The sequence below is a fragment of the Amycolatopsis sp. lyj-84 genome, assembly GCF_046549075.1.
Taxonomy (GTDB): Bacteria; Actinomycetota; Actinomycetes; order Mycobacteriales; family Pseudonocardiaceae; genus Amycolatopsis.
This window is the reverse complement of record NZ_JAJPWO010000009.1, coordinates 283,093-309,451: the sequence shown is the minus strand read 5'-3', so window position 1 is coordinate 309,451 and position 26,359 is coordinate 283,093. Positions and strand designations below refer to the sequence as shown.

Sequence of the window (26,359 nt, the reverse complement as noted above, 5' to 3'; positions counted from 1 at the left end):
CGCCTCGAGGCCGAGCTCATGACCAGACCGGATGACGTCGAATTGAGGGACGGTCTCGCCGCCGAACTCGCCGCGCTGACCGTCGACGTCCGCAGTCTCACCCGGGACCGGATCCCGGTCTTCACTTCCGCCCGGCAGCGCGAGTTCTGCGGGTACGCGGCGCGAAGGCTGATCGAGCTGGGCGTGGGCGGTGAAGCCGTCCAGGCGTCCGCGACGGCGCTGCAAGCCGAACTCAGCGCGGGTGAGGAGTGGGTGTGGCGGAATCGTCACCTTTCCCTGGCACTGGTGATCGTCGTCGTGGCCGCCGGGCTCGCCGTCGTCGTGCTGGGCGCGCTGTCCGGGAACATCCCCGTGGTCGTGGCGGCGGGCGTGCTCGGCAGCGCCGGTCTGGCGGCGCTCGTGTTCGCCCGGCGCAAGCAGCGCTGGCAGATCGATGCCGAACGGGTCACACCGGTCATCTGGAGACACGGGATATAACCCGGCAACCCCTCGGCCCGGTAGAGCGTCCTAAGCTGGACTAGGGAAAAACCGCCGGAAACGGCCGAATCAGCGAGGGGAGCAGGGCCATGGGGCTAGCGAGCGCGCTGCTTTCGTTCGCGCACAGCCTGTTCGGGCCAGGGATCTGGCCTGGGGACTGGGTGTGGGCGACGAGCACCGCGGGAGCGCTGGTCGCGCTACTGCCCGCACTGGGAGCGATGATCGTCGCGATCATCCGCAAAGGCACCGGCAACCGCTACGACGTGGTGACCCTGTCCGTCTTCGGCGGGATCGGCGTCGTCGCGGTCTTCCTGTTGCCATGGGTGCTGGCCACCGGCCTTTCGCAGGTCTACCAGGAGGCCGCCTCGACGGAGTCGGGCGGTGAATCCGGGTTCAGCTCCAGCGACCTGGCGACGTTCACCTCCGACCAGAGCCCGCTGATCGGCAAGCAGAGCGTGTACCTCGGCGGCGGCCAGAACGTCTACGAGGTGCTGTTCTACCCGAACGGCATGCAGCTCTCGTACATCGTCTATCTGATCCTGCTGGTCGGGTTGCCCGCGCTGTCGCTGCTGTTCGTGATGCTGCAGGCGCGGACAGCGTTCCGCCGCGGACCGAAGTGGCCTTCGCGCTTCTTCTGGATCCCGTTCGTGCTGATGGTGCTGGCGAGCGTCGGCATGGGCGCGAACACCGCCGTGCACTTCTGGCTCGGTTTCCTGCCGCTCAGTGTGCTGGGCCTGATCCCGGTCGCGCTGGTCGGCCCGCCGCCGTGGTCGGTGATCAACCGGCCGGACCCGCAGCCCCGGCAGAAGATCGAGCCGTACCGCCCGGAGCCGCCCGCGCCGAAGCCGCAGCAGCAGTTGCCGCCCCCGCCGCCGCCCAAGCAGTACCCGGCGACGGCGCTCGCGCAGGCGCCCGAACCGCCCGCCCTGGCCGCTGTGCCGGGACCGGTCCCGGCCCCTCCGGGGTCCCGCAACTCCGGCGGCGGCCGCTACAAGCGCGTCCGGCGGCTCGGCCACGGTGGCTTCGGCACCGTGTGGGAAGCGGTCGACACTCAGCTCAACCGCACTGTCGCGCTGAAGATCGCGCACGCGCCGGACCGTGACACCGAGGAGCGGATGCAGCGCGAAGCCAGGGCTCTGGCCGTCGTGAACCATCCCAACTGCGTCCGCGTGTACGACCTCGTCGAGGAGCCGGACGGGCTCGCGCTGGTCATGGAGTACCTCGAAGGCAAGTCGCTGGCCGAGATCGTCGATTCGCAGGGCCCGCTCGACGACATCGCCGCCGGGCGCCTCTGGTCGACCATGGCGGGCGCGCTCGCCGCGGCACACGAGAAGGGTGTGCTGCACCGCGACCTCAAGCCGTCGAACATCATCCTCGACCGCAACGGGCTCGCCCATCTCATCGACTTCGGCATCGCCCGCAGTCAGGGCGACTCGAAGATGACCGCGACCGGGATGATGATCGGCACGCCGGACTTCGTCGCTCCCGAGCAGGCGATGGGCTCCCCGGCGAGCCCGGCTTCGGACGCCTGGCAGCTCGCCGCGACGGTCAGCTACGCGCTGTCGGGCCAGCCTCCCCGCGGTACCCGGGAGACCCCGATGGCCGCGCTGATGGCCGCCGCCCGCGCCGAACCGGTCTCGAAGCTGCCGAATCGCAGCGCCCACGCCCGGATCCTCATCGCGTCGCTCGACCAGGAGCCCCGCCGCCGCCCGACGCTCACCGCCGTGCGCCGCGACGTCGAAGGCTGGCTGGCCCGCGCCGGCAAGTCGCCGGACGGCCCGGTGACCCAGATCGTGCAGCGCCGCCCTCCGCAGCAGCCGCCACAACCTCAGCCCCACCAGCAACCGCAGGCCCAGCGCCACCCGCGCTGACCTGCGAAAAGAGAGCAAGGGACCTTTGCTAGCGTTAGTTAGTGTGCTAACGAACGCTAGCAAAGGTCCCTTGCTCTCTCAGTCGATGATGACCCAGGTCCCGTCGCGCCACGCCATCGTGAACGTCTTGGGGTCGCTGTCCATGATCGTCGCCTTCGGCGCGATCGCCTTGGGCGGGACGGTCACCTGGTCGGGACCCTTGCTCCGCACCTTCGCGGGATCGACCCGGGTGGCTTTCAGGTTCTTCAGATCCTCGGGCGTGAACATCTCGAACAGCATCGGGGTGAGACTGCGGCACTCCTTGATCCCGCCGTCGTAGGCGGGCGCCGAAATCCGGCAGACGGTTTCCAGGTTCTTGGCGCCCAGCGCGTGGTGGAACTCCTCCATCACGCTCGCGGCGCCGACCGGCGTATGCGCCGCCGGGCCACCGGTGGCGGGTTTGGTGACCGGCGAAGCGGTCGCCGAAGCCGCTGAAGGCCGTGAAGCGGTCGTAGCGGGAGCGCTCGAACTGCTGCTCGTCGGCGCGGTCGAGGTGCCCGGAACCGCCGAAGGCTGCGGCGACGCGCTCCCGGCCGTCTGTTCCTCGCACCCCACGAGTAGGAACAGGGCCGCGGCCGCGAAGGTCGTGGCGAGCGGTCGGATCGTCATGGTGCCCCCTGTCGAAGTGCTGCTGACCGGGGAAGAGTAACAACTGGGCCCTGAGTGTCACAGGCAAAGGAAGAAATCCGACCTTGACGGGCGACATGCCCGCTGAAAACATCTGCATGTATCTGCATTTGATGTACGTACATGCAAATGGGGGAATGATGGTCACGTCCGCGCGCACCGGTCTGGTGCCCTTGGTGGCGTTCGCGGTGTTCACCGCGACGCTCGACGTCTATGCCGGCAACCAGGTCCAGACTTTGAGTCCGCTCAGCGTCGCGGCGATTTCGCTCAGTCTCGCGGCGGCCTTCTTCTTCGGCGCCGACGTCGTGAGAAGGGGGCTGACGGCGGCCCTGAGCCCGTTCCGCGAGCAGCGCGCCGACGTCCTCGCCATCAACGTCACCACCGCGGTCACCTGGCTGAGCATGCTGTATGCGCTCAAGTTCCTCGAGCCCGCCATCGTCAACGTGATCAGCCTGGCGATCGGCCCGGCGCTGACGGTGCTTCTCGGAACTTTCCTGCGCCGCGGCAGCGCGGTCCTGCGTGCGGAGATCGCCACGGCGATCGGTATCTGCGGCCTGCTCGTCGTGCTGGTCTGGGCCTCCCTCGCCGGGCACAGCGGTGTCGGTGAGCGCCCCGGCGCCGAGATCGTCCTCGGCATCGTTCTCACCCTCGTCTGCGGGCTCGCGTCCACCGGCAACGTGATGTTTTCGAAGCGGCTCAGCGACGCGGGGAACAGCCCGCGTTCGGTGCTCGCCACCCGCTTCTGGCTGATCATCGCGATCGGCTGGGCCTTCACCGCCTTCGACGAAACGCCCCGGCTCGGGGAAGCGTTCGTGCCGTCGGCCGTGCTCGCGGTGATCGGCGTGGCCCTGCCGATGTACCTGTTCCAAGTCGGCGTACGGCATACCGAACCGATCACCGCGGCACTGATCACAACGTTGTCGCCGGTGTTCGCGCTGCTCTTGCAGTTGCCGGATCCCCGGCTGAGGCCGTCGGCGGTGTCGCTCGTGTGCATCGTCGCGATCACCGCACTGGTCGCGGCAGGCGTCTTCGCCCGCGCCCGGTTCACACGCCGCCGGTCACCGGATCAGGCCGAGGTCACTTCCAGGACGGAAGCCACAACTCGGCGTTCCAATGCTCATTGGTGATCGCATTGCCGTTGAGGATCGGCCACAGCCAGGCGAAGTTGGCCACGACGAGACCCACGTAGAGGGCGACGACGAGCATGCCCGTGCCCCGCCTTTCGAACCCGCGTTTCACGCCGCCGAGGATCTGGCCGAGGATCAAGGTCAACCCGAGTGCCAGGAACGGCGCCAGTGGCGTCGCGTAGAAGAAGTACATCTGGCGGTCGAGGTTGGTGAACCAGGGCAGGAACCCGGCGAAGTAGCCGACGAGCACGGCGGCGTAGCGCCAGTCCGCTCGGAAGAACGACCGCCACAGGCTCCAGCCGAGCATCGGCAGGGCCAGCCACCACATCGCCGGTGTCCCGATCAGCATCGTCGCCCGGATACAGGTCGACTCGCCGCAGCCGGTCGCGTCGGTGCCGCCCGCGTACGCGTAGAGCATCGGCCGCAGCCCCATCGGCCAGGTCCACGGCTTCGACTCCCACGGATGCGGTTTGTCCTTGGGCGTCACCAGGTTCGCGTGGAAGTCGAGGACGTTCATCGAGTAGTCGCCGAGCGACCGCAGCGCGGGTGGCATCCAGGCCCAGAAGCCCGGATCGAGGTCCTTGATCGCCACGTAGTTGCGGTCGGTCGCGGTCTCGCTCGCGAACCAGGCCCAGTAGCAGGCGAGGTACACCAGGATCGGGATGACGACGATCGCCCACAGTGCGGGCAGCACGTCGCGGCGCAGCGTGCCGACCCAAGGCCGCTGCACCCCGGCGGCGCGGCGCGCGGCCACGTCGAAGAACACGGTGAGCAGGCCGAACGCGGCGATGTAGTACAGCGCCGACCACTTGACGCCGAAGGTCAGCCCGATCATCAGGCCGCCGGCGAACCGCCACCACCGGAAACCGAGCTTCGGGCCGAACCGGGATTCTTCGATCCAGCCCTCGCGGACGGCGACGGCCAGCCGCCGCCGCACCTGGTCGCGGTCGCACAGCACGCAGGCGAACGCGGCGAGGACGAACACCGCGATGAAGATGTCGAGCATGCCCATCCGCGACTGCAGGTGCAGCACGCCGTCGCTGATCACCAGGATCCCGGCGACAGCGCCGAGCAGTGTCGAACGGGTGAGCCGCCGGGCGACGCGGATGGTGAGGAACACGATCAGCGTGCCCGCCAGCGCCGGCATGATCCGCCAGCCCCAGGCGTTGTAGCCGAACAGCCACTCACCGATCGCGATGAGGTGCTTCGCCAACGGCGGGTGCACGATCAGCTCATAGCCGTAGTTGTCTTCGTAACCGCCGTTGCGCAGCATCTGCCACGCCTGCGGGACGTAGTGTTTCTCGTCGAAGACGGGGGTGCCCTTGTCCGTGGGCGTTGCCAGATTCTGGATCCGGACGATGCCACCGATGAGCGTCAGCACCAGCGTGACGATCCAGCCGCGAAGGCGGTCAGTCGGCATGCCGCGGCCGAGGAGGGTGGCCTCGCGGTCGCTCGGTGGCCGGAGCGCGTCGACCGGATCCGGCCGCACGCTCTCGTCGTCACGGGTCAGCAGTGCGGTCACGGGGCATGATCCTACGGGCGGAAGAGTGAACTCGGTGTCCGGATCTGCGAACCGGTTAACCTTCGGGAATGACCGAAGGACGCCTCGTGCTGGCAGCCACCCCGCTCGGAGACGTCCGTGACGCTTCGCCGCGCCTGTCCGAAGCCCTCGCGACGGCCGACGTGATCGCCGCCGAAGACACCCGGCGCCTGCGCTCCCTCACCGCCGCCCTCGACGTTTCGCCGGTCGGGCGGGTGGTCAGCTTCTACGAGGACGTCGAGACCGCCCGTCTGCCCAAACTGCTCGAATCGCTCCAGTCGGGCGAGACGGTGGTGCTGGTGACCGACGCCGGGATGCCGAGCGTCTCCGACCCCGGATTCCGCCTGGTGGCGGCCTGCGTCGAGGCGGACGTGCCGGTGACCTGCCTCCCCGGCCCCTCCGCGGTGACCACGGCGCTCGCGTTGTCCGGACTGCCTTGCGACCGTTTCTGTTTCGACGGGTTCGCCCCGCGCAAACCCGGTGAACGCGCGAAATGGCTGGGTTCGCTGAAGGACGAGCCCCGCACGGTCGTGTTCTTCGAGTCTCCGCATCGTCTCGCGAGCACGCTCGCCGACGCCGCCGACGTCCTGGGCCCCGACCGTCGCGCCGCCGTCTGCCGCGAACTGACCAAAACCTATGAAGAGGTCAAACGCGGCAATCTGCCGGACCTGGCCGCCTGGGCGGCCGACGGCGTCAAAGGCGAGATCACCGTCGTCCTGGCGGGTGCGCCTCCGCGTTCGGTGAGCGTCGCGGACCTGGTCCCGGAAGTCTCGTCGCGGGTCGCTGCGGGCGAACGCCTCAAATCCGCAGCCGCCGAAGTCGCCGAGGCCACGGGAGTCTCCAAGAAGGAGCTCTACGACGCCGTCCTCGCGTCCCGTAAATGAGTGAGTGAGTAAGTAAGTAAGGACTAGGGCAGTAGGGCCCTCGCGGCCGCGTACGCCTTTGCGGCGTCGGGCTCGGCGCCGGTGATGACGTCCGTGTAGATGAAGGATTCGCCGATCCGGACCAGCAGGTAAGCAAGGTCCTCGACCGGCAGTGGCGGGGAGAGCCGTCCGGCCGTGACCTCCTCGCCCAGGAACTCGCACATCTTCGCGATCGCCCGGCTCTGGACCACGCTGGCCTTCGTCGTCAGAATCCGCAGCGCCCGTTCCGGTTCAGCGCGTAAGAACTCCCTGAACGGTTTCGAGTCGTTCACGGTCCGGACGAAGGTGCCGACGAGCTCCGCGATGCCCTCCGCGCCGCGTCCGAGCTTGCCGGAAGCCCGCGCTTCGAAAACCTCCACGGTCATCGACCACAGGATTTCGCCGAGCAGTTGATCCCGGCCGCCGACCCAGCGATGCAGCGTGGCCCGGCTGATCCCCAGTTCACCCGCGAGCTCGCCCATGTCCACCCGGCGCCCGTCGAGGAACCAGGCGCGCGCGATCGTGAACGCGCGCAGGGCGTCCGGGCGCGGCGAGGTCAGCTGGCGTTCGAGTGCGGTTTCGATGAGTGAAACATATCACGCTATGTCTCACGGATGAGACATATGCAAGAATGTCTCATCTCGATGAGGAGGAAGCGGATGCGCGCAGTACAGGTGACCGAATTCGGCGGACCCGAGGTGCTCAACCTCGTCGACCTGCCCGATCCCGTTCCCGGCCCGGGTCAGCTGCTCGTCGACGTCGATCGCATCGGCGTCAATTACGCCGATACGCATCAAGCCGAGAACTCCTACCTCGCGCCGAGCAAGCTCCCGCTCGTGCCCGGCGGCGAGGTCGTCGGGCGCACCGCGGAGGGCAAGCGTGTCGTCGCGCTGCTCAACGGCGGTGGCGGCTACGCCGAGCGCGCGGTGGCCGACGAGGTCACCGCTTTCGGCGTGCCCGACGGCATCGACGACTTGACCGCGCTTTCCTTCATCGTCCAAGGCACCACCGCCTCGCTCCTGTTGCGCAAGAGTGCCCATCTCGAGCCCGGTGAATCCGTCGTCGTGCACGCGGCGGCGGGCGGGGTCGGCTCCATCGCCGTCCAGCTCGCGAAGGCCTGGGGCGCGAGCCGCGTCATCGCGACCGCCAGCAGTGACGAGAAGCGTGGCCTCGCCCTCGAACTCGGCGCCGACGTCGCCATCGATTCGCGCGCCGAGAACATGACCGACGCGCTCCGCGAGGCGAACGGCGGCAAGCGTGTCGACATCGTTCTCGACATGACCGGCGGCACCGTCACGGACCAGAGCATCGCCGCCCTCGCGCCGTTCGGCCGGCTCGCGTTCTACGGGATGGCCAGCCGCGAGCAGCCGAAGCCGATCGAAGCCCGCAACCTTCTCGGGCACAGCACCACCGTGTCCGGGATGTGGCTGCCGCACGCCTTCAAACTTCCCGGAAACGTCTTCGGCCGCACGCTCGACGAGCTCTTCTCGCTGGCACTGGACGGCCGGATCCGCGCCGTCGCCGGCGGCGAGTACGCGCTTTCCGACGCGCGCGCCGCCCATGAGGCCCTGCGCTCGCGCGGCACCGCGGGCAAGCTCCTCCTGGATCCTGCGAAGTAGTTCAGCCGAGCAGGCGCTCGAGCGGAGCGGACTTGTGCAGGCATTCCTGCCATTCCGCCTCGCTGTCGGAGTCGGCGGTGATCCCGCCGCCGACTCCCAGCTCGATCGTGCCGTCGTGGATTTCGAAGGTCCTGATCGCGACGTTCAGTTCCAGCCCCGCGATCGGCGAAGCGAGGCCGACAGCGCCCGTGTAGACACCGCGCGCCGCGGGCTCCAGCTCGGCGATCAGGTCCAGCGCGCGGATCTTCGGCGCGCCCGTCACCGAACCCGGCGGGAAGGTGGCCGCGAGCAGGGCCGCGTCGTCGACCCCGTCGTCGAGCAAACCCTCCACTGTGGACTCAAGATGCCAGACCCCGGGCGCCGGCCGGACCTTGAGCAGTTCGGGGACGCGCACGCTGCCGGTGGCGCACACCCGGCCGAGGTCGTTGCGGACGAGATCGGTGATCATCACGTTCTCGGCGACGTCCTTGGTGGATTCCCGCAGTCGCCGGGCGAGATGCTCGTCGTCGGCGTTCCGCCGCGGCATGGTGCCCTTGATCGGCGTCGACCGGACATGTCGCCCTTGTCTGGCAAGGAAAAGCTCAGGCGAGAACGATACGACCGAGCCCCACTCGCCAGTGAGGAACGCCGCCCTGCGGGCCCCCAGGCGGCGCGTACCTTCGGCGAACAACGCGATCGGATCCCCGTCGAATCCTCCGCTGAAGCGAGCGCAGATGTTCGCCTGGAACAGCTCACCGGCTTCGATCGCGTGCACGCAGGCCTTCACCGCGTCGTAGTGCTCCGACGGAAGCGGCCGAGACAGCGGGCCGGAACTCCAAGACGTCGTTTCGGGAAGATCGGCGAGCAAGGACTCCACCGCGGAAACCTCACCGATCGGATCCGGGGCATCCTCGGGAACCAACGCTTCGAACCACCACGAACCGTCCGCGTCCAGCCGCAGCACCTGGTCGACCCAGCCCCAGACGGCCGGGGGCAGGCCGCCGGAACGGCCGGAGGGGTCGGTCAGGTCGTAACCCAGGTAGCCGAACCAGCCGCCGCCGACCGCGCCGGGCACCGCGTCACGGACGGAAGGCATCCGGGTGGGAATCGCGAACGCCTCGGCCACGTCCTCGACAGGAGCGAGGGGAGCGCTCAGCGCGATGACCGCGCGCGAGGAAAACCAGTCTCCGCAAAGCGCGGCCGGGGGCGCGAGACCGAGGGCCGCGGCGCGTACCCCGAGAGCCGCCAGCGCCCGCTCGGGCGCGACGTCCGTCCGCAGCCTCCGGCACATCAACCGCACGCGACATTGTCTCCGCCCGGGTGGCCGGAAACGCAACCCGCCTCGGCCGGAAAGTGAGATCCGCGACCACGCGGGCCGGCCTCGGTGACGTCACGCATACCCGCCGTCACGGAGGCATTACAAAAGCAGGTCCGAGAGCGCGAAGGGATAGACCACGGCGTCCTGGGCGATCGGCCCGTTCACGCCGGGCAGCCCGGTGCCGAAACCGTGCTGGTGCAATCCCAGCCGCGAGTGGAACCAGCCCGGCCTTCCCGGGATCTCGTTGTGCCTGACCAGCCACAACACCACTTCGCTGTCCGCCCACTTGTCCGGATGCAGGCGGTTCGTCCAGCAATCGAGCCCCGCGTACACCAGAACGCGTTCGACGCGCGCCGCGTGCCTGACGTGTTTGATCCACGCCTTGATGAACCGGTCGTCGACACTGGGCGCCTCCACTTCGAGCGCCGGCGCGAGCGAACCGGGCGCGAAGGCGCCGAGCGCACTCGCCGTCCGCACGAAATGGTCGGCCTGGTCGTGGACCGCGCCGGGACGCGCGTAATGCCGTGCGCCGGTGTGGATCCCGGCGTGCTGCGCGCCCGCCAGATTGCGTTCCGCGGCGACGTCCCGCCAGTTGGTGTTCTCGCTGACGGTGACCGAAGCGAACCGGATGTCGGCACCACGTACCGCCGCCCAGTCCGTCACCGTCTCCCGGTGGGACAGGGTGACTCCGTGCTCACCTTCCGGATCGATCAAAGTCACCTGTCCTCGAATTTTGCCCCAGTACGCGCGAAAGGTCACCTTACGTCCGCGGAGCGGCCGCAAGGTGACCTTTCGCTACAGCGTGTCTCAGGCGTTTTCGCGTTGGAACGTCCGCGAGCCCCACCAAATGGCCAGAACGGCCATGACCAGCACCACCACGCTCCCGGTGAACAGCGCGTCCATCGAGAAGTCACCGCGGAAACTGTTCCGCTCGACATCCACCACGTGCCGGAACGGATTGAAGCGGGAAATCGTGTACAGCCAATCCGGCGCCGAGCCCGCGGTGATCGGGAACAGGATTCCGGACAGCAGCAGCAACGGCATGAGAACCGCGTTGAGCAAAGCCGGGAAGGAGTCTTCGCTCTTGAGGGTCAGCGCCAGCGCGTACGAACACGACGCCAACGTGATCGACAGAAGGAAAACGATCACCAGGCTGAGCACGACGCCGCCGAACGGTGCGTTCAAATCGAAGACCAGGTACGCCAACGCGATGATGATCAACGCCTGGACGACCGTCTGCAGCGCGTTGGCGAGCACCTTGCCCAGCAACAACGCCACCCGGCTCACCGGCGTGACCCGCATCCGTTCGACCACGCCCGAGCGGTATTCCGCGAGGAGACCGAACCCGACGAAGGAACTGCCGAACAGCGCGAGCTGCGCGATGATCGCCGGGGTGAAGATCATCCAGCCGTCCACATCGGACAGGCCTTGCAAGTTGAGTGCCTTCACCAGAAGCGGCCCGAAGAAGAACAAATAGAGGAGCGGCTGCATGATGCCGATCACCAGCCAGGTCGGGTTGCGCAACGCCGCGAGCATGTCCCGGCGGAAGATCAACCAGGTGTCATGCAACATGCTTGGCCTCCTTTTCCGGAGCGTCTTCGACCGGCGCGCCCTCCTCGGCGTCGCGCAGGCTTCGGCCCGTCAGGGTCAGGAAGACGTCGTCTAGCGTCGGCCGGTGCACCTGCATGGACATCATCGGGATGCCACGCGCGTCCAAGGCCCGCAGCAGTTCGGGCATCGCGGTGTCCCCGCGCGGTACCCGGAAACGCACCGTGCCGTCGGTGACGGTCATTTCGTGTGCCCCTTCGAGGCGGCCGGCGATCTCCGCCGTCTCCGCCGCCGACTCCGGTGCGAGCCCGATGACGACACTGTCGCCGGAAACCCTCGCCTTCAGCGAATCCGGCGTGCCCTCGGCGACGATCTTCCCGTCGTCGATGACGATCAGCCGGTCGGAGAGCGCGTCGGCCTCGTCGAGATAGTGCGTGGTCAAGAAGACCGTGACACCCTGCTCGTCGCGCAGCCTGCGGATGTGCTCCCACAGGTTCGCGCGACTCTGCGGGTCGAGTCCCGTCGACGGCTCGTCGAGGAAGACGAGACCGGGCGAGTGGATCAGCCCGAGCGCGATGTCGAGACGGCGGCGCTGCCCGCCCGACAAGGTAGCGGTCTGCCTCTGGTCGAGTCCGGCGAGGTCCAGTTGGTCGGCGAGGGTGGCCCCGCGCGCGAGCGCGTCCGCCTTGCTCATCCGGTACAGCCGCCCCTGGAACTCGATCTCCTCGACGACCTTGCTCGTCGGTGCCGTGCCGCCGCCCTGTGCGACGTAGCCGATTCGCCGGCGCACCCCCAGTGGGTCGGCGAGCAGGTCACAGCCGCCGACCGTGGCTTCACCGGCGGTGGGCTTGAGAAGCGTCGTCAGCATGCGCAGGGTGGTGGTCTTCCCCGCGCCGTTCGGTCCGAGGAAGCCGACCAGTTCCCCGGCCGACACGTCGAGATCGACGCCCTTGACCGCGTGGACCTCGCCCCCATTGCGGCCCTTGCGGCGGAAACGCCGCTCAAGGCCGCGTGCCTTGATCATGTCTACCCCTTTCCGGTGTCCGGCTAGTCAAATTTGACTAGCCGCAGGACGCACTGTGCCCTAGTAGTCGTTCCTTGGTCAAATTTGATTACCTGGGTGGCGCGCCGAACACGGCTTCGTCGCCTTCGCCCGCCATCACGTACTCGCCCGCTTCAAGGCGGCCGATCAGGTCTCGCATCCAGGTCACGTTCGCTTCCGCGTGCACGCTCCACAGGCGGTACAGCTCGCTGACGTGCGGCGGCTTCCCCAGGTCGATGGCGTGCTCACGGGCGTAGTGGGTCGACTGAGCGTGCGCTTCCATATTCGCCAGCTGCTGTTTCAACAGGGCCAGCACCTGCGTGCGGGGCAGGGTCGGCATGAACGTGACTGCCGCCGACAACGAGTACCCGGTCGCGTCGTCGCTCGACAACGCCCTGCCGAGCTGTACGAGGAACTCGGTCTCCCCGTCTTCGGTCAGCTTGTACGCGACGCGGTCGGGCCCGCTGCCCGCTTCGATGTCGTCGACCTGTTCCAGGAGGCCTTCGGCGGTCATCTTCTTCAGCGCGTGATAGATCGACCCCGGCTGGACATTTCCCCATTTGTCGGCCGCCCACGAGAGAAGTTCGCGCCGGACCTGGTAGCCGTGTGCCTTCCCGTGCATGCGCACGACACCCAGCACCAGCAGACGCGTGGCGGACACCGAGGCCTCCGATCCTCTCCCGGACAACAATGCCTTAGACGACGTCCGTAGGCTAAACAAGCATGAGCACCCCAGTGTTGACTGCGGTGGCCTGGCCCTACGCCAACGGCCCCCGCCACATCGGCCACGTGTCCGGATTCGGCGTCCCGTCCGACGTCTTCTCCCGCTACCAGCGAATGGCCGGCAACCGGGTGCTCATGGTGTCCGGCACCGACGAACACGGCACCCCGATCACCGTCCAGGCGGACAACGAAGGCCTGACCTCCCAGCAGACGGCGGACAAGTACACCCGTCAGATCGGCCAGGACCTGCAGGGACTCGGTCTCACCTACGACCTGTTCACCCGCACCACCACGGGCAACCATGCCGACGTCACGCAGCAGATCTTCCTCGCGCTGCACCGCAACGGCTACGTCGTTCCCAAGACCACGCGGGGCGCGATCAGCCCTTCGACCGGCCGCACCCTGCCCGACCGCTACATCGAGGGCACCTGCCCGATCTGTGGCTACGACGGCGCGCGCGGTGACCAGTGCGACAACTGCGGCAACCAGCTCGACGCCGCGGAGCTGATCAACCCGAAGTCCCGGATCAACGGTGAAACGCCGAAGTTCGTCGAGACCGAGCACTACTTCCTCGACCTGTCCGCGTTCGTCGAGACCTTGGGCAAATGGCTGTCCAGCAAGACCGACTGGCGCCCGAACGTCCTCAACTTCACCAAGAACCTGATCGACGACATGCGCCCGCGGCCGATCACCCGCGATCTCGACTGGGGTGTGAAGATCCCGCTCGACGGCTGGCGTGACCAGCCGATGAAGCGTTTCTACGTCTGGTTCGACGCTGTCATCGGCTACTTCTCCGCGAGCGTCGAATGGGCGCGCCGTTCCGGCAACCCGGACGCCTGGCAGGAGTGGTGGAGCAACCCGGACGCCCGCTCCTATTACTTCATGGGCAAGGACAACATCACCTTCCACGCCCAGATCTGGCCCGCCCTGCTGTTCGGCCACAACGGCGAGGGCGACCGCGGTGGTGTGCCCGGCAAGTACGGCAAGCTGCACCTGCCCGACGAGATCGTCTCCAGCGAGTTCCTCACGATGAGCGGCTCGAAGTTCTCGACCTCGCGCGGCACGGTCATCTACGTCCACGACTTCCTGCGTGAGTTCGGCCCGGACGCCCTTCGGTACTTCATCTCCGTCGCGGGCCCCGAGACCCAGGACACCGACTTCACCTGGGACGAGTTCGTCCGCCGGACCAACTTCGAACTGGCCAACGAGTGGGGCAACCTCGTCAACCGGTCCATTTCCATGGCCCACAAGAACGTCGGCGCCATTCCGCGTCCGGACGCCCCCACGGCCGCCGACGAGGAGCTCAAGGAGCTCTCCCGCAAGGCGTTCGACACCGCGGGCGCCCACCTCCAGCGGTCCCGGTTCAAGGCGGCGGCGAGTGAGGCCATGCGCGTCGTCACCGCCGCGAACCGGTACCTGTCGGACCAGGAGCCGTGGAAGCTCAAGGACGACCCCGCCCGCCGCGACAGCGTCCTGCACACCGCTTTGCAGGTCGTCTCGGACGCCAACACGCTGCTGACCCCCTTCCTGCCGCACTCGGCTCAGAAGGTGCACGAGGCACTCGGCGGCTCCGGTGTCTGGGCGGCGCAGCCGGAACTCCAGGAAGTCGAGGATCTCGACATCCCCGGCCGGATCAACCCCATCATCACCGGGGACTACAAGACCGAACAGGCACGCTGGAAGTCCGTGCCGATCGAGGTCGGCAAGCCGCTGGAGAAGCCGACCCCGTTGTTCGCCAAACTGGACCCGGAACTAGGCGAGACCGGTCCCGAATGGGCACCGATCTCGAAGTGATCAGCTGATGGGTGCGGAGAAGAAGGAACTGCCGCCGATCCCGGACCGGTTGCCGGTTTCGGTGGTGGACGCGCATACCCACCTCGACGCGTGTGGCGCGGTCACCGCGGCTGACGTGACAGCCATGGTCGATCGCGCCGAACGCGCCGGCGTTTCGCGGGTGATCACCGTCGCGGACGATCTCGCGGCCGCCCGATGGGCCGCGCAAGCGTCCACTTGGGACTCCCGGGTCTGGGCAGCCGTCGCGATCCATCCCACGCGTACCAAGGAATTCGGCGAGGCCGAGAAATCCGAAGTGGAGAGTCTCGCGAAGGAGTCCAGAGTGGTTGCGGTCGGCGAGACCGGCCTCGACTACTACTGGGACTACTCGCCTCACGATGCGCAGCAGGACGCCTTCCGGTGGCACATCGATCTCGCCAAGCGGATCGGCAAGCCCTTGATGATCCACGATCGGGACGCGCACGAAGACGTCCTCCGGATCCTCGAGGAAGAGGGAGCACCCGAGCAGGTCGTCTTCCACTGTTTCTCGGGGGACGAGCACATCGCACGCCGGTGCGTCGACGCAGGTTATGTCCTTTCTTTCGCGGGAACGGTCAGTTTCCGCAACGCGCGCGGGTTGCACGAGGCGGCACGCATCGTTCCGGCGGGCCAGTACCTCGTCGAAACGGACGCACCGTTCCTGACCCCTCATCCGTTCCGTGGGCGACCGAACGAGCCCTACTGCGCCGCCTACACCGTTCGCCACCTCGCCACGTTCAGGGGCGAGGCGGTGCACGAGGTGGCCGAATCAGTGCGAGTGACCGCTGAGCGGGTCTTTCGTTTGCCGACAGTCACCCCCAGTTGAACGGATTGCGACATTAGTGATCATCAATGGTCCACTCTGATGAGTGACCAACGTCACGACACTCCGGGGGGTGTTTGCGCAACCCGGCGAGGTTCGTTACTGTCCCGTGATCGTGCCGGTCGGTATCCGCTCATGCGGTTTCCGGCTGTTACGCCCACAGTCACGTCAGTGCACGTCGGGGAAGCGGAACCAGGAGCGGTACGGCCTGGAACCGTGACGATGGCGCTGACTGCGGGTGTCGGACTTCTAGAGGTGTGCCGAAGTGCGCATCGAGACGAAGGACGTTGTGGAGCGGTTGTCGAGCTCCTTCACGTCTTGGGAAAGGGAACGACCCAGTGACTGGTAGCAGTAGGCAGGATGGCTCGCGCCTCGGCGCAGAGACGAACACCTTCGCTTCCGCCGGTTCGGTTGCCGTGCTCGACCGCGACACTCACTACGGCGAGCTGGACTACTCCGACGATCCGCGCATCACGCACCAGGACGTCCTGGCCGCGCTCGGCTCCGACGCCGAAACCCTGATGGCCGAGATCGACGTCGATGTCGACGAGCTGATCCGCCTCATCAGCGCCGAGACCACCATGCTCCCGCCGATCGTCATTCCGGACGAGATGGCCGAGGACCGCACCGCGGGCGCGGCGATGAAGGCCGCGACCAAGGACGAGGTCATCGCGAGCGCGACCCGCGTCTGGAAGAAGCGTTTCCTCAAGGGAACCGTCATGGCGGTGCTGCTCACCCTCGGCGGTGGCGGCGCGGCCGCGATGGCGATGAACAAGAGCGTCACGCTCGACATCGACGGCAAGCAGCAGACCGTGCACAGCTTCGGCGACACGGTCGGCGAAGTCCTCGAAGACGCCGGTCTTTCGGTCGGCGCGCACGACTCCCTCTCGCCCTCGCCCCAGGCCGAGGTCGGCGACGGCGGCGTCATCAAGCTGGAGCGTGGCCGCAAGCTGAACCTGATCGTCGACGGCGCGCCGCAGCAGGAGTCCTGGGTCCGCGCGGCCAACCTCGGCGAAGCGCTGAACCAGCTTGGTCGCGCTGACCTCGCGAAGGCCGGCACCTGGACTTCGCTCCCGCAGAACGGTGAACTCCCGCTCGAGGGCGCCACCGTCGAGGTCAGGACCCTCAAGAACGTCACCGTCTACGACGGCGCGAACGAACCGCGCAAGGTTCAGACCAACTCGGTCACCACCAAGGAATTCCTCGGTGAGCTGCGGATGACCCTCGGCCCGGACGACGAGGCCGTCGGTGGCCTCGACGTCAAGCTGGTCGACGGTGCAGAGGTCCACGTCAGCCGGACCGGCGTCACCATGGTCAAGCAGAACGAGGAAATCGCGCCGCCCGAGCAGAAGGTCGACGACCCGGAGCTCGAAAAGGGCAAGACCAAGGTCGAAGACCCGGGCACCCCGGGCCAGAAGACCGTGACCTACAAGGTCACCAAGCGCAACGGCAAAGAGGTCGGCCGCGAGAAGGTCTCGGAAGAGGTCATCACCGAGGCCAAGCCCAAGATCGTCAAGGTCGGAACGAAGAAGCCTGCGGACCCGGTCATCGGCGACGCCGGCGCTTGGGACCGCATCGCGCAGTGCGAGTCGACCGGCAACTGGGCCGCCAACACCGGCAACAGTTATTACGGTGGCCTGCAGTTCAACAAGAGCACCTGGGACGCCTACGGCGGCTCGCAGTACGCCGCGTACCCGCATCAGGCCAGCAAGGCCCAGCAGATCGCCGTCGCCGAGAAGGTCCGCGACGACCGCGGTGGCTACGGCGCTTGGCCGCACTGCGGCAAGAAGGCCTGACAGCCAGAAAATTCTCCTTCCTGAGGGTCATCTGTGGGTTCCGCCCGCAAGGTGGCCCTCAGGCCGCTTTGGGCTCCGATGCGGATGAGGTTCGCGCGCCGGGTCTCGGTCTCGACAGCCGTGCCCACCAGCGCGGAGGCCTTATGTGGGCCAGATCCCGTACTCGTTCAGGTTTCTCGACAGGCTCCGCGTGCGGAGGCTGCTCGGCGGCCTGCTCCGAGCTTCGCCGAGGCAAGGGGATCTCCGGGCCGTCTGCCGCGAGATCCACGATCTCCGCGAAAGCGTCACCACGTCTCTCCGCCGGAGTGCGGTCGTCGGGTTCTCCGTTCGGGGCCGGATGTGCCAGTGGCACCAGAAGCGCGTTCAAGCGGGCACCGGTCTCGGGATCGAGGTTGCCGCGCAGGTCCCACCGGCCGGTGCGTTTCTGACGCAACCAGAATTCGCTTCGGGGGTTTTTCGAGCCGGGGTCCTTGGTGTCACCTCCGTCCGGATCGAGACGCGCGAGCAGGTCTGTCCCGGCGATCGTGACGTCGCGCGGTCTCGCGACGCCGGCAAGATCGACCAGGACCTTCTCGGCGTCGAGCCGGGTGTCTGCGGGGACGTGCTCGGGCAGCCTCCGCATCACCTTGACGATTCGATCGATGCTGCCATCGGCCAGTACGCCGGTGGCGGCCGCGGCTCCGGTCAAAGGCGCGACGGGCGGAGTGGAAGTCCCGTCGCGCGAGCGTCTCGAGTTGAGCGCGAGTGCCCGACCGGTCACCTTCTGCGCCTCGGCCCGGGGGACCCGGGCCACATGCTCGTAGAAGACGGCGATCGAGTTGTATCCGTAGAGCTCTCGGACACCTCGTGACTCGATTTCGGCCAGGATCTGGCCGACTTCGGCGAACAGACGTCGCCCTTCGCGCAGCCGTGTCTGCAACTCGTCGAGAAGCAGCTCGGGGTCACCTTCCGGCAGATTGAGCGGGAAGGCCTTGGGAGTGTTTGTGCTGGTCATCCCTCGATTGTCGGCCCAGAGTCGAACGAATGCACGGTATCGATCGGGTAGATGATGATCACGCTCCGGCGATGCCAACTTGCACCGATCACTCTTGCGTGGGAAGCAGGCCGGTTTGGAAACTGCGGATGGATGATGCGGGCGGGTCGGGCGATCGGAGGCGCCCGCCAGGGCTGGCTACGATCGTCGGGTGACTGAACTGCTCGGGCCCGCGGAGATCAGGGCGTTGGCGGCCGAGCTGGACGTCCGGCCGACCAAGAAGCTCGGCCAGAACTTCGTGCACGACCCCAACACGGTGCGCCGTATCGTCGACCTTTCCGGGGTCGGTGAAGGTGACGTCGTACTGGAAGTCGGACCGGGCCTCGGCTCACTGACGCTGGGACTGCTCGCGACCGGCGCCGAGGTCGTCGCGGTCGAGATCGACCCCGTGCTGGCCGGGCGGCTGCCGAACACCGTGGCCGAACGCGGCGGAGCCGAAAGGCTGACGGTCGTCGGGGCGGACGCTCTGCGGATCAAGGCGGACGACCTGCCTGAACGGCCGACGGCACTCGTCGCGAATCTGCCGTACAACGTCGCCGTTCCCGTCGTGCTCCACCTGCTCGCCGAGTTGCCGTCGCTGACCAGCGGTCTCGTGATGGTCCAGACCGAGGTCGCGGACCGCATGGCGGCCGGCCCGGGGAGCAGGACTTACGGCGTCCCCAGCGTCAAGCTCGCGTGGTACGGGAAGACGCGCAAGGTCGGCGCGGTTCCCCGCTCGGTGTTCTGGCCCGTTCCGAACGTGGATTCCGCACTGGTCGCTTTCGAGCGAGGCGACGACGTCGTGTCGTCCGTGAGCCGGGAGCGATTGTTCGCGGTGGTCGATGCGGCCTTCTCGCAGCGGCGGAAAACCTTGCGTGCGGCGTTGGCGTCCTGGGCCGGCTCTGCCGAACGCGCGGGGGAGTTGCTCGAGAAAGCGGGTATCGACCCCAAGACCCGCGGCGAGCAGTTGGACGTTCATCAGTTCGCTCGGATCGCAGCGGCGACCGACTGACCACGGCAGGCAAGACCGTCTCGCAGGCTGACACGGGCCCGGTCAGGGGAGCGGTGTTTCCCCTGTTGCAGCTGTGACCGGCACCGCGCGGAAGCGAGTTGGTCAAGGTCAGCACGACTGCGTAAATCCTCTTCTGGATCTGCATGATCCAAACCTGTCTTAGCAGGCAGGGGCTCTGGTCCGGCACGATAACACTCGCCGCCTTCCCATTATATGGACAGGCGATCCTGTATGATGGACGCGACCAGACGTGTGATCTGCGCCTACGTGCTTGCTTTCATCCAGTGGGATCGGTTTTACTCAGTGAGCCATCCCGAGCGACTGAGAGACCTGGCTCGCCGAAGTCGCAGCAACCACCCTCCACAGGGCAGGTGCTACCGCCAGGACCGATGGAGGCTGTGCCTAATGAACAGGGTCACCCACCCGCTCCTGCTGACCAGGCGACGCGTAGTCGACGAAGGTCGCCGCACGGTAAGTGCGTGTCGACGCTCAACCGTTACTGCCTGAGTCTTTCCCTTACCTCTGAAGCCTGTCCGTTCGGACGGGCAATCGGTGACGGTTGGCGCGCTCGAAAGAAGCAGCGCCCCATTCGCATGGAGCCCTTCGTGATCACTGTCGAAAACTTGTCCAAGTCCTTTCCTCTCAACGGAAATCCCGTCGTCGCCCTGCGCGATGTCAGCGTGGACATCCAAGCCGGCTCGCTGTTCGGAGTCGTCGGTCCGGCCGGCTCCGGCAAGTCCACCCTCGCTCGTTGCATCGGGCTTCAGGAGCGCCCCGACCGAGGTGTCGTCCGCCTCGACGGCCTCAACACCGGGACCCTCGACGGGCGCCGTCTGCGGGAAATCCGCCGTCAGGTCGGTGTGGTGAACACCAAGGCGGAGTTGCTCGCCGAGCGCACCATCGCCGGCAACATCGCGTCGCCGCTCGAACAACTCGGCCTCGACGGGCCGCAGCGCCGTAACCGGGTCGGCAATCTGCTCGATCTGGTCGGACTCACCCCGCGAGCGGGGCAGCGTCCGGGCGAGCTGACCGAGGGGCAGCTGCGCCGGGTGGCCATCGCCAAGGCATTGGCCGCCGGACCTTCCGTGCTCCTGGCCGACGACCCGACCGCGGGTGTGCAGCCCGAGGAATCCGGCGCGGTCCTGACCGTGCTCGACCGTGCGCGTGCCGAGCTCGGGGTCACCGTGCTGCTCACCACTCCTGACGCCGGCGTGGTGCGCCGTGTCTGCGACGACGTCGCGGTCCTGGAAGCCGGGGCGATCATCGAACGCGGAACCGTGCTCGACCTGGTCTCCGACCCGAACAGCCGGACCGCGCAGGCGCTCCTGCCTTCGATCGAAACCGGCCGTGCGCAGGCTTCGAAGTACGACCGCGCGGTGGACGTCGTGCTCGTCGGCTTCGCGTCGGTCGGTGCGCTGCTGCCTGAGGCGGCCGGTCGCTTCGACGTCGAACTCGCCACCATCGGAGGCGGCCTCACCCGGATCGGCGACACGCCCGTCGGCCGGTTCCGCCTCGGTGTGCGTGGCGAGCGCGCGGATGCCGCACTCGCCTGGATCGCCGAACGTGGTGGCCACGTGACCCACCCGGTCCGCGGGCCGCAGGGCGTCGCTGCTTGATTCCCCGACGAACGGGCCGCTCAGGACGAACTCTGTCCAGGGCGGCCCGTTTGCGTCCGCGTCGTCCTGTTCTCTTTCTCCTGGTGGCAGTACAAGTGGAGCGGGCACGTAGGCTTGTCTCGTGCTCGCCGTCGTACCGCCCCCAGTTACCGTCAGGGTTCCCGCCAAGGTCAACCTGCACCTGTCGGTCGGTGACGTACGCCCGGACGGCTACCACGAGCTGGTGACCGTTTTCCAGGCGCTTTCCCTGACCGACGAGGTGACTGTCGCGGTCACCGAGGAGCCCGGCATCGAGGTCTATGGCGAAGGTGAAGGTTCCGTACCGACAGGGGCCAACAACCTCGCCTGGAAGGCGGCGCAGGCCCTGGCGGCCCACGTCGGCAAGGCCGATGGCGAGTCCAAGGTCCGGGTGGTACTTCGCAAGGGCATCCCGGTAGCGGGCGGGATGGCCGGGGGCAGTGCCGACGCGGCCGCGACCCTGGTCGGGCTCGCGTCGCTGTGGAAGCTCGAGATCTCCCGAGACGAACTCGCTGGTATCGCCGCCAAGCTCGGCAGCGATGTTCCCTTCGCGCTCTACGGCGGGACAGCGTTGGGCACCGGCCGGGGTGAGCAGCTGGTGCCGGTGTTGTCGAGGCACACGTTCCACTGGGTCCTGGCGTTCGATCAGCGCGGTCTTTCGACCCCGCGGGTGTTCGGCGAGCTCGACAGGTTGCGTGAAGAGGGCAGCCCGCCGCGGATCGGTTCGCACACTCCGGTGGTCGAGGCACTGGCGTCCGGTGACCCGCGGCAGCTGGCGTTGCTTCTCGGTAATGACCTGCAGGCGGCCGCGGTCTCGTTGCGTCCCGGGCTTCGCCGGACGTTGCGGGCTGGAGTCAACGCGGGTGCGCTCGCCGGCACCGTGTCCGGATCCGGGCCGACCTGCGCTTTTCTGTGCGCGGACGCGCAGTCGGCCGTCGAGGTAGCCGCGGAACTGTCCGGCGCTGGTGTCTGTCGTACGGTGCGCGTCGCGCACGGGCCTGTTCCCGGAGCCCGGCTGGTGGGCGGGGACGACGCGCCGCGGCCGGCGCCGCCTCGGGTGCACGCATGAGGATGTCCGAAATGGACATCGACTAATTCGTTGTGGTGCAAGCTTTTTGGAAAGGATCGGCTGAGGCATGGCCAACTTGGTCAACCTGGAGTCGGTGAGCAAGTCCTTCGGGGTGCGCCCGCTGCTCGACGGTGTTTCGCTCGGTGTCGCGGAGGGGCAGCGCATCGGCGTCGTCGGTCTCAACGGGGGCGGGAAGACGACGCTGCTGGAGGTCCTCGCGGGGATCAGCGAGCCGGATACGGGGCGGGTGAGCCAAGTCCGCGGCCTGCGGATGGCCGTGGTCACCCAGCGGACCGAACTCCCCGTCGGCAGCACGGTCGGCGACGTCGTGCTGGAGCGCTACGGCGCGGAGCACGAGTGGGCCGCTGACGCGCGAGTACGGTCCATTATGGACGGTCTGGGGATCACCGCTCTCGGTGTCGAAAAATCGACGACGAATCTGTCCGGTGGCGAGCGCCGCCGTGTCGCGCTGGCGGCGGCCCTCACGGGTGAGCTGGACCTCGTGGTCCTCGACGAACCGACCAACCACCTTGACGTCGAAGGTGTGCGCTGGCTCGCGGATCATCTGCTCAACCGCAGGATCGCGGTCGTGGTCGTGACCCATGACCGGTGGTTCCTCGACACCGTCGCGAGTGTGACCTGGGAGGTCACCAACGGTCGCGTCGAGCAGTACGAAGGCGGTTACGCGGACTGGATCTTCGCGCGGGCCGAGCGAGCGAGGCTGGCGGCGACGGCCGAGGAGAAGCGGCAGAACCTGGCACGCAAGGAGCTCGCGTGGCTACGTCGTGGTCCGCAGGCCAGGACTTCGAAGCCGCGCTATCGAGTCGAGGCGGCGGAGGCGCTGATCTCCGACGTGCCGGAGCCGCGTGATTCGGTCGAATTGCAGGCGTTCGCCCGGCGACGGCTGGGAAAGACCGTCCTGGAGGTCGAGGACGCCACTTTGACCGTCGGCGACCGCACCCTGCTCGATCACGTCACGTGGCGGATCGGTCCCGGCGATCGGATCGGCCTGGTCGGCGTCAACGGGTCGGGCAAGACGACGCTGCTAAAGCTGCTCGGTGGTGACAAGGAGCCTGAGACTGGGCGCCGCGTCCAGGGGAAGACGGTCAGTCTCGCGCATCTCCGGCAGGAACTCGACGATCTGCCCGGTGACCTGCGCGTCCTGCAGGCGATCGAAGAGATCTCAGGAAGGGTCGTGTTCGGCAAGCAGGAGCTCTCCGCTTCGCAGCTGGCCGAAAAGCTCGGGTTCCCCGCGGCGAGGCAATGGACCCCGGTCGAAGACCTTTCCGGTGGTGAACGGCGCCGTCTGCAGCTGTGCCGGCTTCTGATGGCCGAGCCCAACGTGCTGCTGCTCGACGAACCGACGAACGATCTCGACATCGACACTTTGCAGCAACTGGAAGATCTGCTCGATTCCTGGCCGGGCAGCCTCGTCGTCGTCTCGCACGACCGGTACCTGGTGGAACGCGTTTGCGACACGATCGTCGCCTTGTTCGGGGACGGGCAGGTGACCCATCTGCCGGGCGGGATCGAGGAGTACCTGGACCGGCGCGCCAAGAGCCTGGAGAAGGCAGGGAGCGACAGGAAGCCGGGCAACAAGCAGGCCTCCGAGCCCAAGAAGAGCGCCGCGGAACAGCGGGCGGCGCAGAAGGAACTGTCCCGCCTCGAGCGCAAGCTCGACCAGCTCCACGCGAAAGAAGAGAAGCTGCACGCGGCCCTGCTCGCCGCGGCGACCGATCCGTCGAAGCTCATCGAGCTCAACACTGAACTGAAGGCTGTCGAAACGGAGAAGGAGGAGGTCGAGGCCCAGTGGCTCGAGACCTCCGAAGCTATCGAGTGAGTTCACTCGACGGCGAGCGGGTCTTCCAGGGCGGACAGTACTGTGACGCGCATGAGTCGGTTCGTGGACACGCTCGTCGCCACCGCGGCGGGGCGAGGTCAGCAGCGGGGAATGGTCACCGGGGAGCCCAAGGAGCCGGTTCGGCGGACCTGGGCCGAGATTCACGAGCAGGCCAAACGGGTCGCCGGGGGTCTGGTCACAGCAGGGCTCGAGCAGGGCAAGGCGGTGGCGGTGCTGGCCGCGGCGCCGTCGCTGATCGCGCCGACGGTGCAGGCGGTATGGCTCGCCGGTGGCAGCGTGACGATGCTGCACCAGCCGACCCAGCGCACCGACCTGGCCGAGTGGGCCGAGGACACCGTTCGCGTGCTGCGGATGATCGGCTCCGGGCTGGTTCTGCTCGGTGAGCCGTTCGACCAGCTGGCGCCCGTGCTCACCGAGCACGGCATCGCGTTCCAGGTGATCACCGAGCTGCTCGAGGCCGAACCACTGGCCGAGCCCGTGCCGACGGCCGAGTCCGACACCGCGCTCCTGCAGCTGACCAGTGGGTCGACGGCCGATCCGAAGGCCGTTCAGATCACCTACGGAAACCTGTATTCGAACGTCAAGGCGATGGTCGATCGCGCCGAGTTCGATTTCGACGTCGACGTGATGGTCTCGTGGCTGCCCACCTTCCACGACATGGGCATGGTCGGCTTCCTGACGGTTCCGATGACGTTCGGCGTCGAACTCGTCAAGATCACGCCGCTCGAGTTCCTGTCCGGTCCGCTGATCTGGCCGCAGCTGATCAGCAAGTACAACGGCACGACCACGGCCGCGCCGAACTTCGCGTACGCGATCGTCGGCAGGCGGATGGCTCGTGTCGACGACGACAACGCGTACGACCTCTCGAAGCTTCGGATCGCGCTGAACGGTGCCGAACCCATCGACGAAACGGCTGTGCAGACGTTTGTCGAGGCAGGGGCACGGTTCAAGATGCCCGCCGAGTGCGTCTTCCCGGCTTACGGCATGGCGGAGGCGACTCTCGCGGTTTCGTTCGCGCCGCTGTTCACCGGACTGACGTTGGACATCGTCGAAGCCGACGCGCTCGAGGCGGACAACCGCGCGGTGCCGGTGCCCGAGGGCGACCCTCGGCGCGGGACCGACGACGTCCGTTCTTTCGCGGTACTCGGGCCGCCGCTCGACGGGCTCGAGGCCGAGATCGTCGATGACGAGGGCACCGTGCTCGGCGAGCGCCAGGTCGGGGAGATCCGCCTGCGCGGTGAGGCCGTGACGCCGGGGTACCTGACCATGGAAGGTCCTCTCGCGACACAGGACGAGAACGGCTGGCTGCTCACCGGCGACCTCGGTTACCTGGTCGACGGCATGATCGTGATCTGCGGCCGTCGCAAGGACGTCATCATCATGGGCGGCCGGAACCTGTACCCGACCGATATCGAGCGGGCGGCGACGTCGGTCGAGGGGGTTCGGGCCGGGAACGCCGTGGCCGTGCGGATCGACGCGGGCAGCCGCCGGGAGCGGTTCGCCGTCGTCCTCGAATCGAAGCTCGCAGGGGATCCGGACACGGAGAAAGCGCTGGCGAAGGAAGTCGCGGCCAAGGTGCGCGGCGCGGTCGACATGCGGCCCTTCGCGGTCGTGGTGCTTCCGGCGGGAAGCCTGCCCAAGACGCCTTCGGGCAAGGTGAAGCGGGCCGCGACCGCCACCCAGTTCGCGGACAGGATCGCCAAGAACGCGGCGACCAGCTGACACGAGAGGGCCGGGACCGCGATGATCGCGGCCCCGGCCCTCTTTCAGCAGCTTCCGTGGGTCAGCGGCGTCGCCAGGGAGGCTTACGGGTGTGGGTGTGCTCCAGAGCCGGCGCTATGTAGTAGCTAGCGGCCTGGGAAAGCCCGGCTAGCGTGCCTTCGACGTCCCGGAGGAACGCGTCGACGGCTGTCGGGTCGTAGCCTCGCTTCGAGAGCGGCGCTTTGGCGAACGCCACGTTATGGACGTCCGAAACCGACAGGTCGTCGTCGCCGTCGAGAGTCGCGGCGACCCGTTCGAGGAAGGCGTCGACCGCGGGTTCGTAGTAGCCGCGGGCGCCGATCGGCGCCCGGTCGAACTGCCGGGTTCTGGCCTCGAACGCGGTGACGGGCACTAGCGCTCCCGCAGGAACTCGACGGGACCGCGGTCCGGAACGGCGCGTTCGGCGGTCGCCTGGCCCTCTTCACGCGCGCCGGGTACGCCGAGCACGTGCTGGCCGGTCCGGTGGGCGAGCTGTCCTTCGACCTTGTCGAGGAAATCGTCGACTTCACGCTCGTCGTAGCCGCGCTTCCCGATCAACGGACGCGAGAACATGACGTGGTGGACCTCGGCCGCCGTCAGGTCGTCCCGGTCCGAGATCGTGTCCGCGATCCGCTCCAGGAACGCGTCGACCTCGTGCTTGGCGTATCCGCGCCGCCCGATCGGGGCGTTCGGGAAAGTGGCGCCGGTGATGTCTTCGGCCGTAAACGACATGAAACTCTCTCCGGTTTCGGTGGGGAATGCGATCTCCGCATTCCGTCCTAACGGGT

24 protein-coding genes and 1 riboswitch are annotated in these 26,359 nt (G+C 67.5%); of the genes, 13 read left to right on the top strand and 11 right to left on the bottom strand.

Annotated features, from left to right (window positions below):
• The first annotated feature begins 18 nt into the window (after positions 1 to 18).
• Positions 19 to 477: a hypothetical protein gene (locus tag ACLJRM_RS27450; RefSeq protein WP_410664651.1), complete on the top strand. Its 459-nt coding sequence runs from the start codon at positions 19 to 21 to the stop codon at positions 475 to 477.
• Between the two features lie 89 nt (positions 478 to 566).
• Positions 567 to 2,348, top strand: a complete 1,782-nt coding sequence (locus ACLJRM_RS27445; protein WP_101610643.1) for a serine/threonine-protein kinase — start codon at positions 567 to 569, stop codon at positions 2,346 to 2,348.
• 78 nt (positions 2,349 to 2,426) lie between these two features.
• Here the strand turns inward: ACLJRM_RS27445 and ACLJRM_RS27440 are convergent, their stop codons facing one another.
• Positions 2,427 to 2,996 (bottom strand): hypothetical protein, encoded by a 570-nt coding sequence (locus tag ACLJRM_RS27440; RefSeq protein WP_410664650.1) that lies wholly within the window; start codon positions 2,994 to 2,996, stop codon positions 2,427 to 2,429.
• A 158-nt stretch (positions 2,997 to 3,154) separates the two neighbouring features.
• Here ACLJRM_RS27440 and ACLJRM_RS27435 point away from each other — a divergent pair, with 158 nt between their 5' ends.
• Positions 3,155 to 4,141: a DMT family transporter gene (locus ACLJRM_RS27435; protein WP_158255725.1), complete on the top strand. Its 987-nt coding sequence runs from the start codon at positions 3,155 to 3,157 to the stop codon at positions 4,139 to 4,141.
• Here ACLJRM_RS27435 and ACLJRM_RS27430 read toward each other — a convergent pair.
• Entirely contained in the window at positions 4,092 to 5,663 is a 1,572-nt protein-coding gene (locus tag ACLJRM_RS27430) for a dolichyl-phosphate-mannose--protein mannosyltransferase (protein ID WP_101610640.1), read from the bottom strand. The genes ACLJRM_RS27435 and ACLJRM_RS27430 overlap by 50 nt on opposite strands.
• 68 nt (positions 5,664 to 5,731) lie before the next feature.
• Between ACLJRM_RS27430 and rsmI the strand changes: the two genes are divergently transcribed.
• Entirely contained in the window at positions 5,732 to 6,565 is an 834-nt protein-coding gene (gene rsmI, locus ACLJRM_RS27425; RefSeq protein WP_101610639.1) for a 16S rRNA (cytidine(1402)-2'-O)-methyltransferase, read from the top strand.
• 23 nt (positions 6,566 to 6,588) lie between these two features.
• Here the strand turns inward: rsmI and ACLJRM_RS27420 are convergent, their stop codons facing one another.
• Positions 6,589 to 7,065: a QsdR family transcriptional regulator gene (locus tag ACLJRM_RS27420; protein ID WP_410664649.1), complete on the bottom strand. Its 477-nt coding sequence runs from the start codon at positions 7,063 to 7,065 to the stop codon at positions 6,589 to 6,591.
• Positions 7,066 to 7,242: 177 nt separating this feature from the next.
• Here ACLJRM_RS27420 and ACLJRM_RS27415 point away from each other — a divergent pair, with 177 nt between their 5' ends.
• Entirely contained in the window at positions 7,243 to 8,202 is a 960-nt protein-coding gene (locus tag ACLJRM_RS27415; RefSeq protein WP_101610637.1) for a zinc-binding alcohol dehydrogenase family protein, read from the top strand.
• Position 8,203: 1 nt separating this feature from the next.
• Here ACLJRM_RS27415 and ACLJRM_RS27410 read toward each other — a convergent pair whose 3' ends face one another.
• The 5 genes from ACLJRM_RS27410 to ACLJRM_RS27390 all read right to left on the bottom strand — a co-directional run bounded on the left by ACLJRM_RS27410 (position 8,204) and on the right by ACLJRM_RS27390 (position 12,750).
• Positions 8,204 to 9,481: an aminodeoxychorismate synthase component I gene (locus ACLJRM_RS27410; protein ID WP_410664648.1), complete on the bottom strand. Its 1,278-nt coding sequence runs from the start codon at positions 9,479 to 9,481 to the stop codon at positions 8,204 to 8,206.
• 117 nt (positions 9,482 to 9,598) lie between these two features.
• Positions 9,599 to 10,213, bottom strand: a complete 615-nt coding sequence (locus ACLJRM_RS27405; RefSeq protein ID WP_101613517.1) for a glycoside hydrolase family 25 protein — start codon at positions 10,211 to 10,213, stop codon at positions 9,599 to 9,601.
• A gap of 93 nt (positions 10,214 to 10,306) precedes the next feature.
• Positions 10,307 to 11,071, bottom strand: a complete 765-nt coding sequence (locus tag ACLJRM_RS27400) for an ABC transporter permease (RefSeq protein WP_101610635.1) — start codon at positions 11,069 to 11,071, stop codon at positions 10,307 to 10,309.
• Positions 11,061 to 12,071 carry an ATP-binding cassette domain-containing protein gene (locus tag ACLJRM_RS27395; protein WP_101610634.1) on the bottom strand — a complete coding sequence of 337 codons (1,011 nt, stop codon included), beginning with the start codon at positions 12,069 to 12,071 and terminating at the stop codon, positions 11,061 to 11,063. The genes ACLJRM_RS27400 and ACLJRM_RS27395 overlap by 11 nt, the downstream gene beginning before the upstream one ends.
• Before the next feature lie 88 nt (positions 12,072 to 12,159).
• On the bottom strand, positions 12,160 to 12,750 hold the full coding sequence (locus ACLJRM_RS27390) for a PadR family transcriptional regulator (protein WP_101610633.1): 591 nt from the start codon (positions 12,748 to 12,750) through the stop codon (positions 12,160 to 12,162).
• Between the two features lie 62 nt (positions 12,751 to 12,812).
• On the opposite strand from ACLJRM_RS27390, the gene metG reads away from it, so the two are divergent.
• From metG to ACLJRM_RS27375, 3 genes are all read left to right on the top strand, one after another.
• Complete coding sequence (gene metG, locus ACLJRM_RS27385; RefSeq protein WP_168214412.1) at positions 12,813 to 14,606, top strand: methionine--tRNA ligase; 1,794 nt, start codon at positions 12,813 to 12,815, stop codon at positions 14,604 to 14,606.
• A gap of 7 nt (positions 14,607 to 14,613) precedes the next feature.
• Positions 14,614 to 15,450, top strand: a complete 837-nt coding sequence (locus ACLJRM_RS27380) for a TatD family hydrolase (protein WP_101610631.1) — start codon at positions 14,614 to 14,616, stop codon at positions 15,448 to 15,450.
• Positions 15,451 to 15,863: 413 nt separating this feature from the next.
• Positions 15,864 to 17,243 carry a transglycosylase family protein gene (locus tag ACLJRM_RS27375; protein ID WP_410664736.1) on the top strand — a complete coding sequence of 460 codons (1,380 nt, stop codon included), beginning with the start codon at positions 15,864 to 15,866 and terminating at the stop codon, positions 17,241 to 17,243.
• 58 nt (positions 17,244 to 17,301) lie between these two features.
• On the opposite strand, the gene ACLJRM_RS27370 is transcribed toward ACLJRM_RS27375, so the two are convergent.
• Positions 17,302 to 18,237: a DUF222 domain-containing protein gene (locus ACLJRM_RS27370; protein WP_410664647.1), complete on the bottom strand. Its 936-nt coding sequence runs from the start codon at positions 18,235 to 18,237 to the stop codon at positions 17,302 to 17,304.
• Between the two features lie 190 nt (positions 18,238 to 18,427).
• On the opposite strand from ACLJRM_RS27370, the gene rsmA reads away from it, so the two are divergent.
• From rsmA to ACLJRM_RS27345, 5 genes are all read left to right on the top strand, one after another.
• Positions 18,428 to 19,267 (top strand): 16S rRNA (adenine(1518)-N(6)/adenine(1519)-N(6))-dimethyltransferase RsmA, encoded by an 840-nt coding sequence (rsmA, locus tag ACLJRM_RS27365; RefSeq protein ID WP_101610628.1) that lies wholly within the window; start codon positions 18,428 to 18,430, stop codon positions 19,265 to 19,267.
• Between the two features lie 305 nt (positions 19,268 to 19,572).
• A riboswitch (SAM riboswitch) is annotated at positions 19,573 to 19,663 on the top strand.
• Positions 19,664 to 19,872: 209 nt separating this feature from the next.
• Positions 19,873 to 20,883, top strand: a complete 1,011-nt coding sequence (locus tag ACLJRM_RS27360) for a methionine ABC transporter ATP-binding protein (RefSeq protein ID WP_101613516.1) — start codon at positions 19,873 to 19,875, stop codon at positions 20,881 to 20,883.
• A 121-nt stretch (positions 20,884 to 21,004) separates the two neighbouring features.
• Positions 21,005 to 21,970 (top strand): 4-(cytidine 5'-diphospho)-2-C-methyl-D-erythritol kinase, encoded by a 966-nt coding sequence (locus ACLJRM_RS27355; RefSeq protein ID WP_101610627.1) that lies wholly within the window; start codon positions 21,005 to 21,007, stop codon positions 21,968 to 21,970.
• Positions 21,971 to 22,037: 67 nt separating this feature from the next.
• Positions 22,038 to 23,810: an ABC-F family ATP-binding cassette domain-containing protein gene (locus ACLJRM_RS27350; RefSeq protein ID WP_101610626.1), complete on the top strand. Its 1,773-nt coding sequence runs from the start codon at positions 22,038 to 22,040 to the stop codon at positions 23,808 to 23,810.
• A gap of 51 nt (positions 23,811 to 23,861) precedes the next feature.
• Positions 23,862 to 25,553, top strand: coding sequence for a fatty acyl-AMP ligase (locus ACLJRM_RS27345; RefSeq protein ID WP_410664646.1), 1,692 nt, complete (start codon positions 23,862 to 23,864; stop codon positions 25,551 to 25,553).
• Between the two features lie 61 nt (positions 25,554 to 25,614).
• On the opposite strand, the gene ACLJRM_RS27340 is transcribed toward ACLJRM_RS27345, so the two are convergent.
• On the bottom strand, positions 25,615 to 25,944 hold the full coding sequence (locus ACLJRM_RS27340; RefSeq protein WP_101610624.1) for a DivIVA domain-containing protein: 330 nt from the start codon (positions 25,942 to 25,944) through the stop codon (positions 25,615 to 25,617).
• Entirely contained in the window at positions 25,944 to 26,303 is a 360-nt protein-coding gene (locus ACLJRM_RS27335) for a DivIVA domain-containing protein (protein ID WP_101610623.1), read from the bottom strand. The genes ACLJRM_RS27340 and ACLJRM_RS27335 overlap by 1 nt, the downstream gene beginning before the upstream one ends.
• Positions 26,304 to 26,359 lie beyond the last annotated feature (56 nt).

Bases quoted from the DNA above. Each gene is read 5' to 3' on its own strand.
- ACLJRM_RS27450 (WP_410664651.1), top strand. From the start codon at position 19: ATGACCAGACCGGATGACGTCGAATTGAGGGACGGTCTCGCCGCCGAA.
- ACLJRM_RS27445 (WP_101610643.1), top strand. From the start codon at position 567: ATGGGGCTAGCGAGCGCGCTGCTTTCGTTCGCGCACAGCCTGTTCGGG.
- ACLJRM_RS27440 (WP_410664650.1), bottom strand. From the start codon at position 2,996: ATGACGATCCGACCGCTCGCCACGACCTTCGCGGCCGCGGCCCTGTTC.
- ACLJRM_RS27435 (WP_158255725.1), top strand. From the start codon at position 3,155: ATGGTCACGTCCGCGCGCACCGGTCTGGTGCCCTTGGTGGCGTTCGCG.
- rsmI (WP_101610639.1), top strand. From the start codon at position 5,732: ATGACCGAAGGACGCCTCGTGCTGGCAGCCACCCCGCTCGGAGACGTC.
- ACLJRM_RS27420 (WP_410664649.1), bottom strand. From the start codon at position 7,065: ATGGGCGAGCTCGCGGGTGAACTGGGGATCAGCCGGGCCACGCTGCAT.
- ACLJRM_RS27415 (WP_101610637.1), top strand. From the start codon at position 7,243: ATGCGCGCAGTACAGGTGACCGAATTCGGCGGACCCGAGGTGCTCAAC.
- ACLJRM_RS27400 (WP_101610635.1), bottom strand. From the start codon at position 11,071: ATGTTGCATGACACCTGGTTGATCTTCCGCCGGGACATGCTCGCGGCG.
- ACLJRM_RS27395 (WP_101610634.1), bottom strand. From the start codon at position 12,071: ATGATCAAGGCACGCGGCCTTGAGCGGCGTTTCCGCCGCAAGGGCCGC.
- metG (WP_168214412.1), top strand. From the start codon at position 12,813: ATGAGCACCCCAGTGTTGACTGCGGTGGCCTGGCCCTACGCCAACGGC.
- ACLJRM_RS27380 (WP_101610631.1), top strand. From the start codon at position 14,614: ATGGGTGCGGAGAAGAAGGAACTGCCGCCGATCCCGGACCGGTTGCCG.
- ACLJRM_RS27370 (WP_410664647.1), bottom strand. From the start codon at position 18,237: ATGACCAGCACAAACACTCCCAAGGCCTTCCCGCTCAATCTGCCGGAA.
- ACLJRM_RS27350 (WP_101610626.1), top strand. From the start codon at position 22,038: ATGGCCAACTTGGTCAACCTGGAGTCGGTGAGCAAGTCCTTCGGGGTG.
- ACLJRM_RS27345 (WP_410664646.1), top strand. From the start codon at position 23,862: ATGAGTCGGTTCGTGGACACGCTCGTCGCCACCGCGGCGGGGCGAGGT.
- ACLJRM_RS27335 (WP_101610623.1), bottom strand. From the start codon at position 26,303: ATGTCGTTTACGGCCGAAGACATCACCGGCGCCACTTTCCCGAACGCC.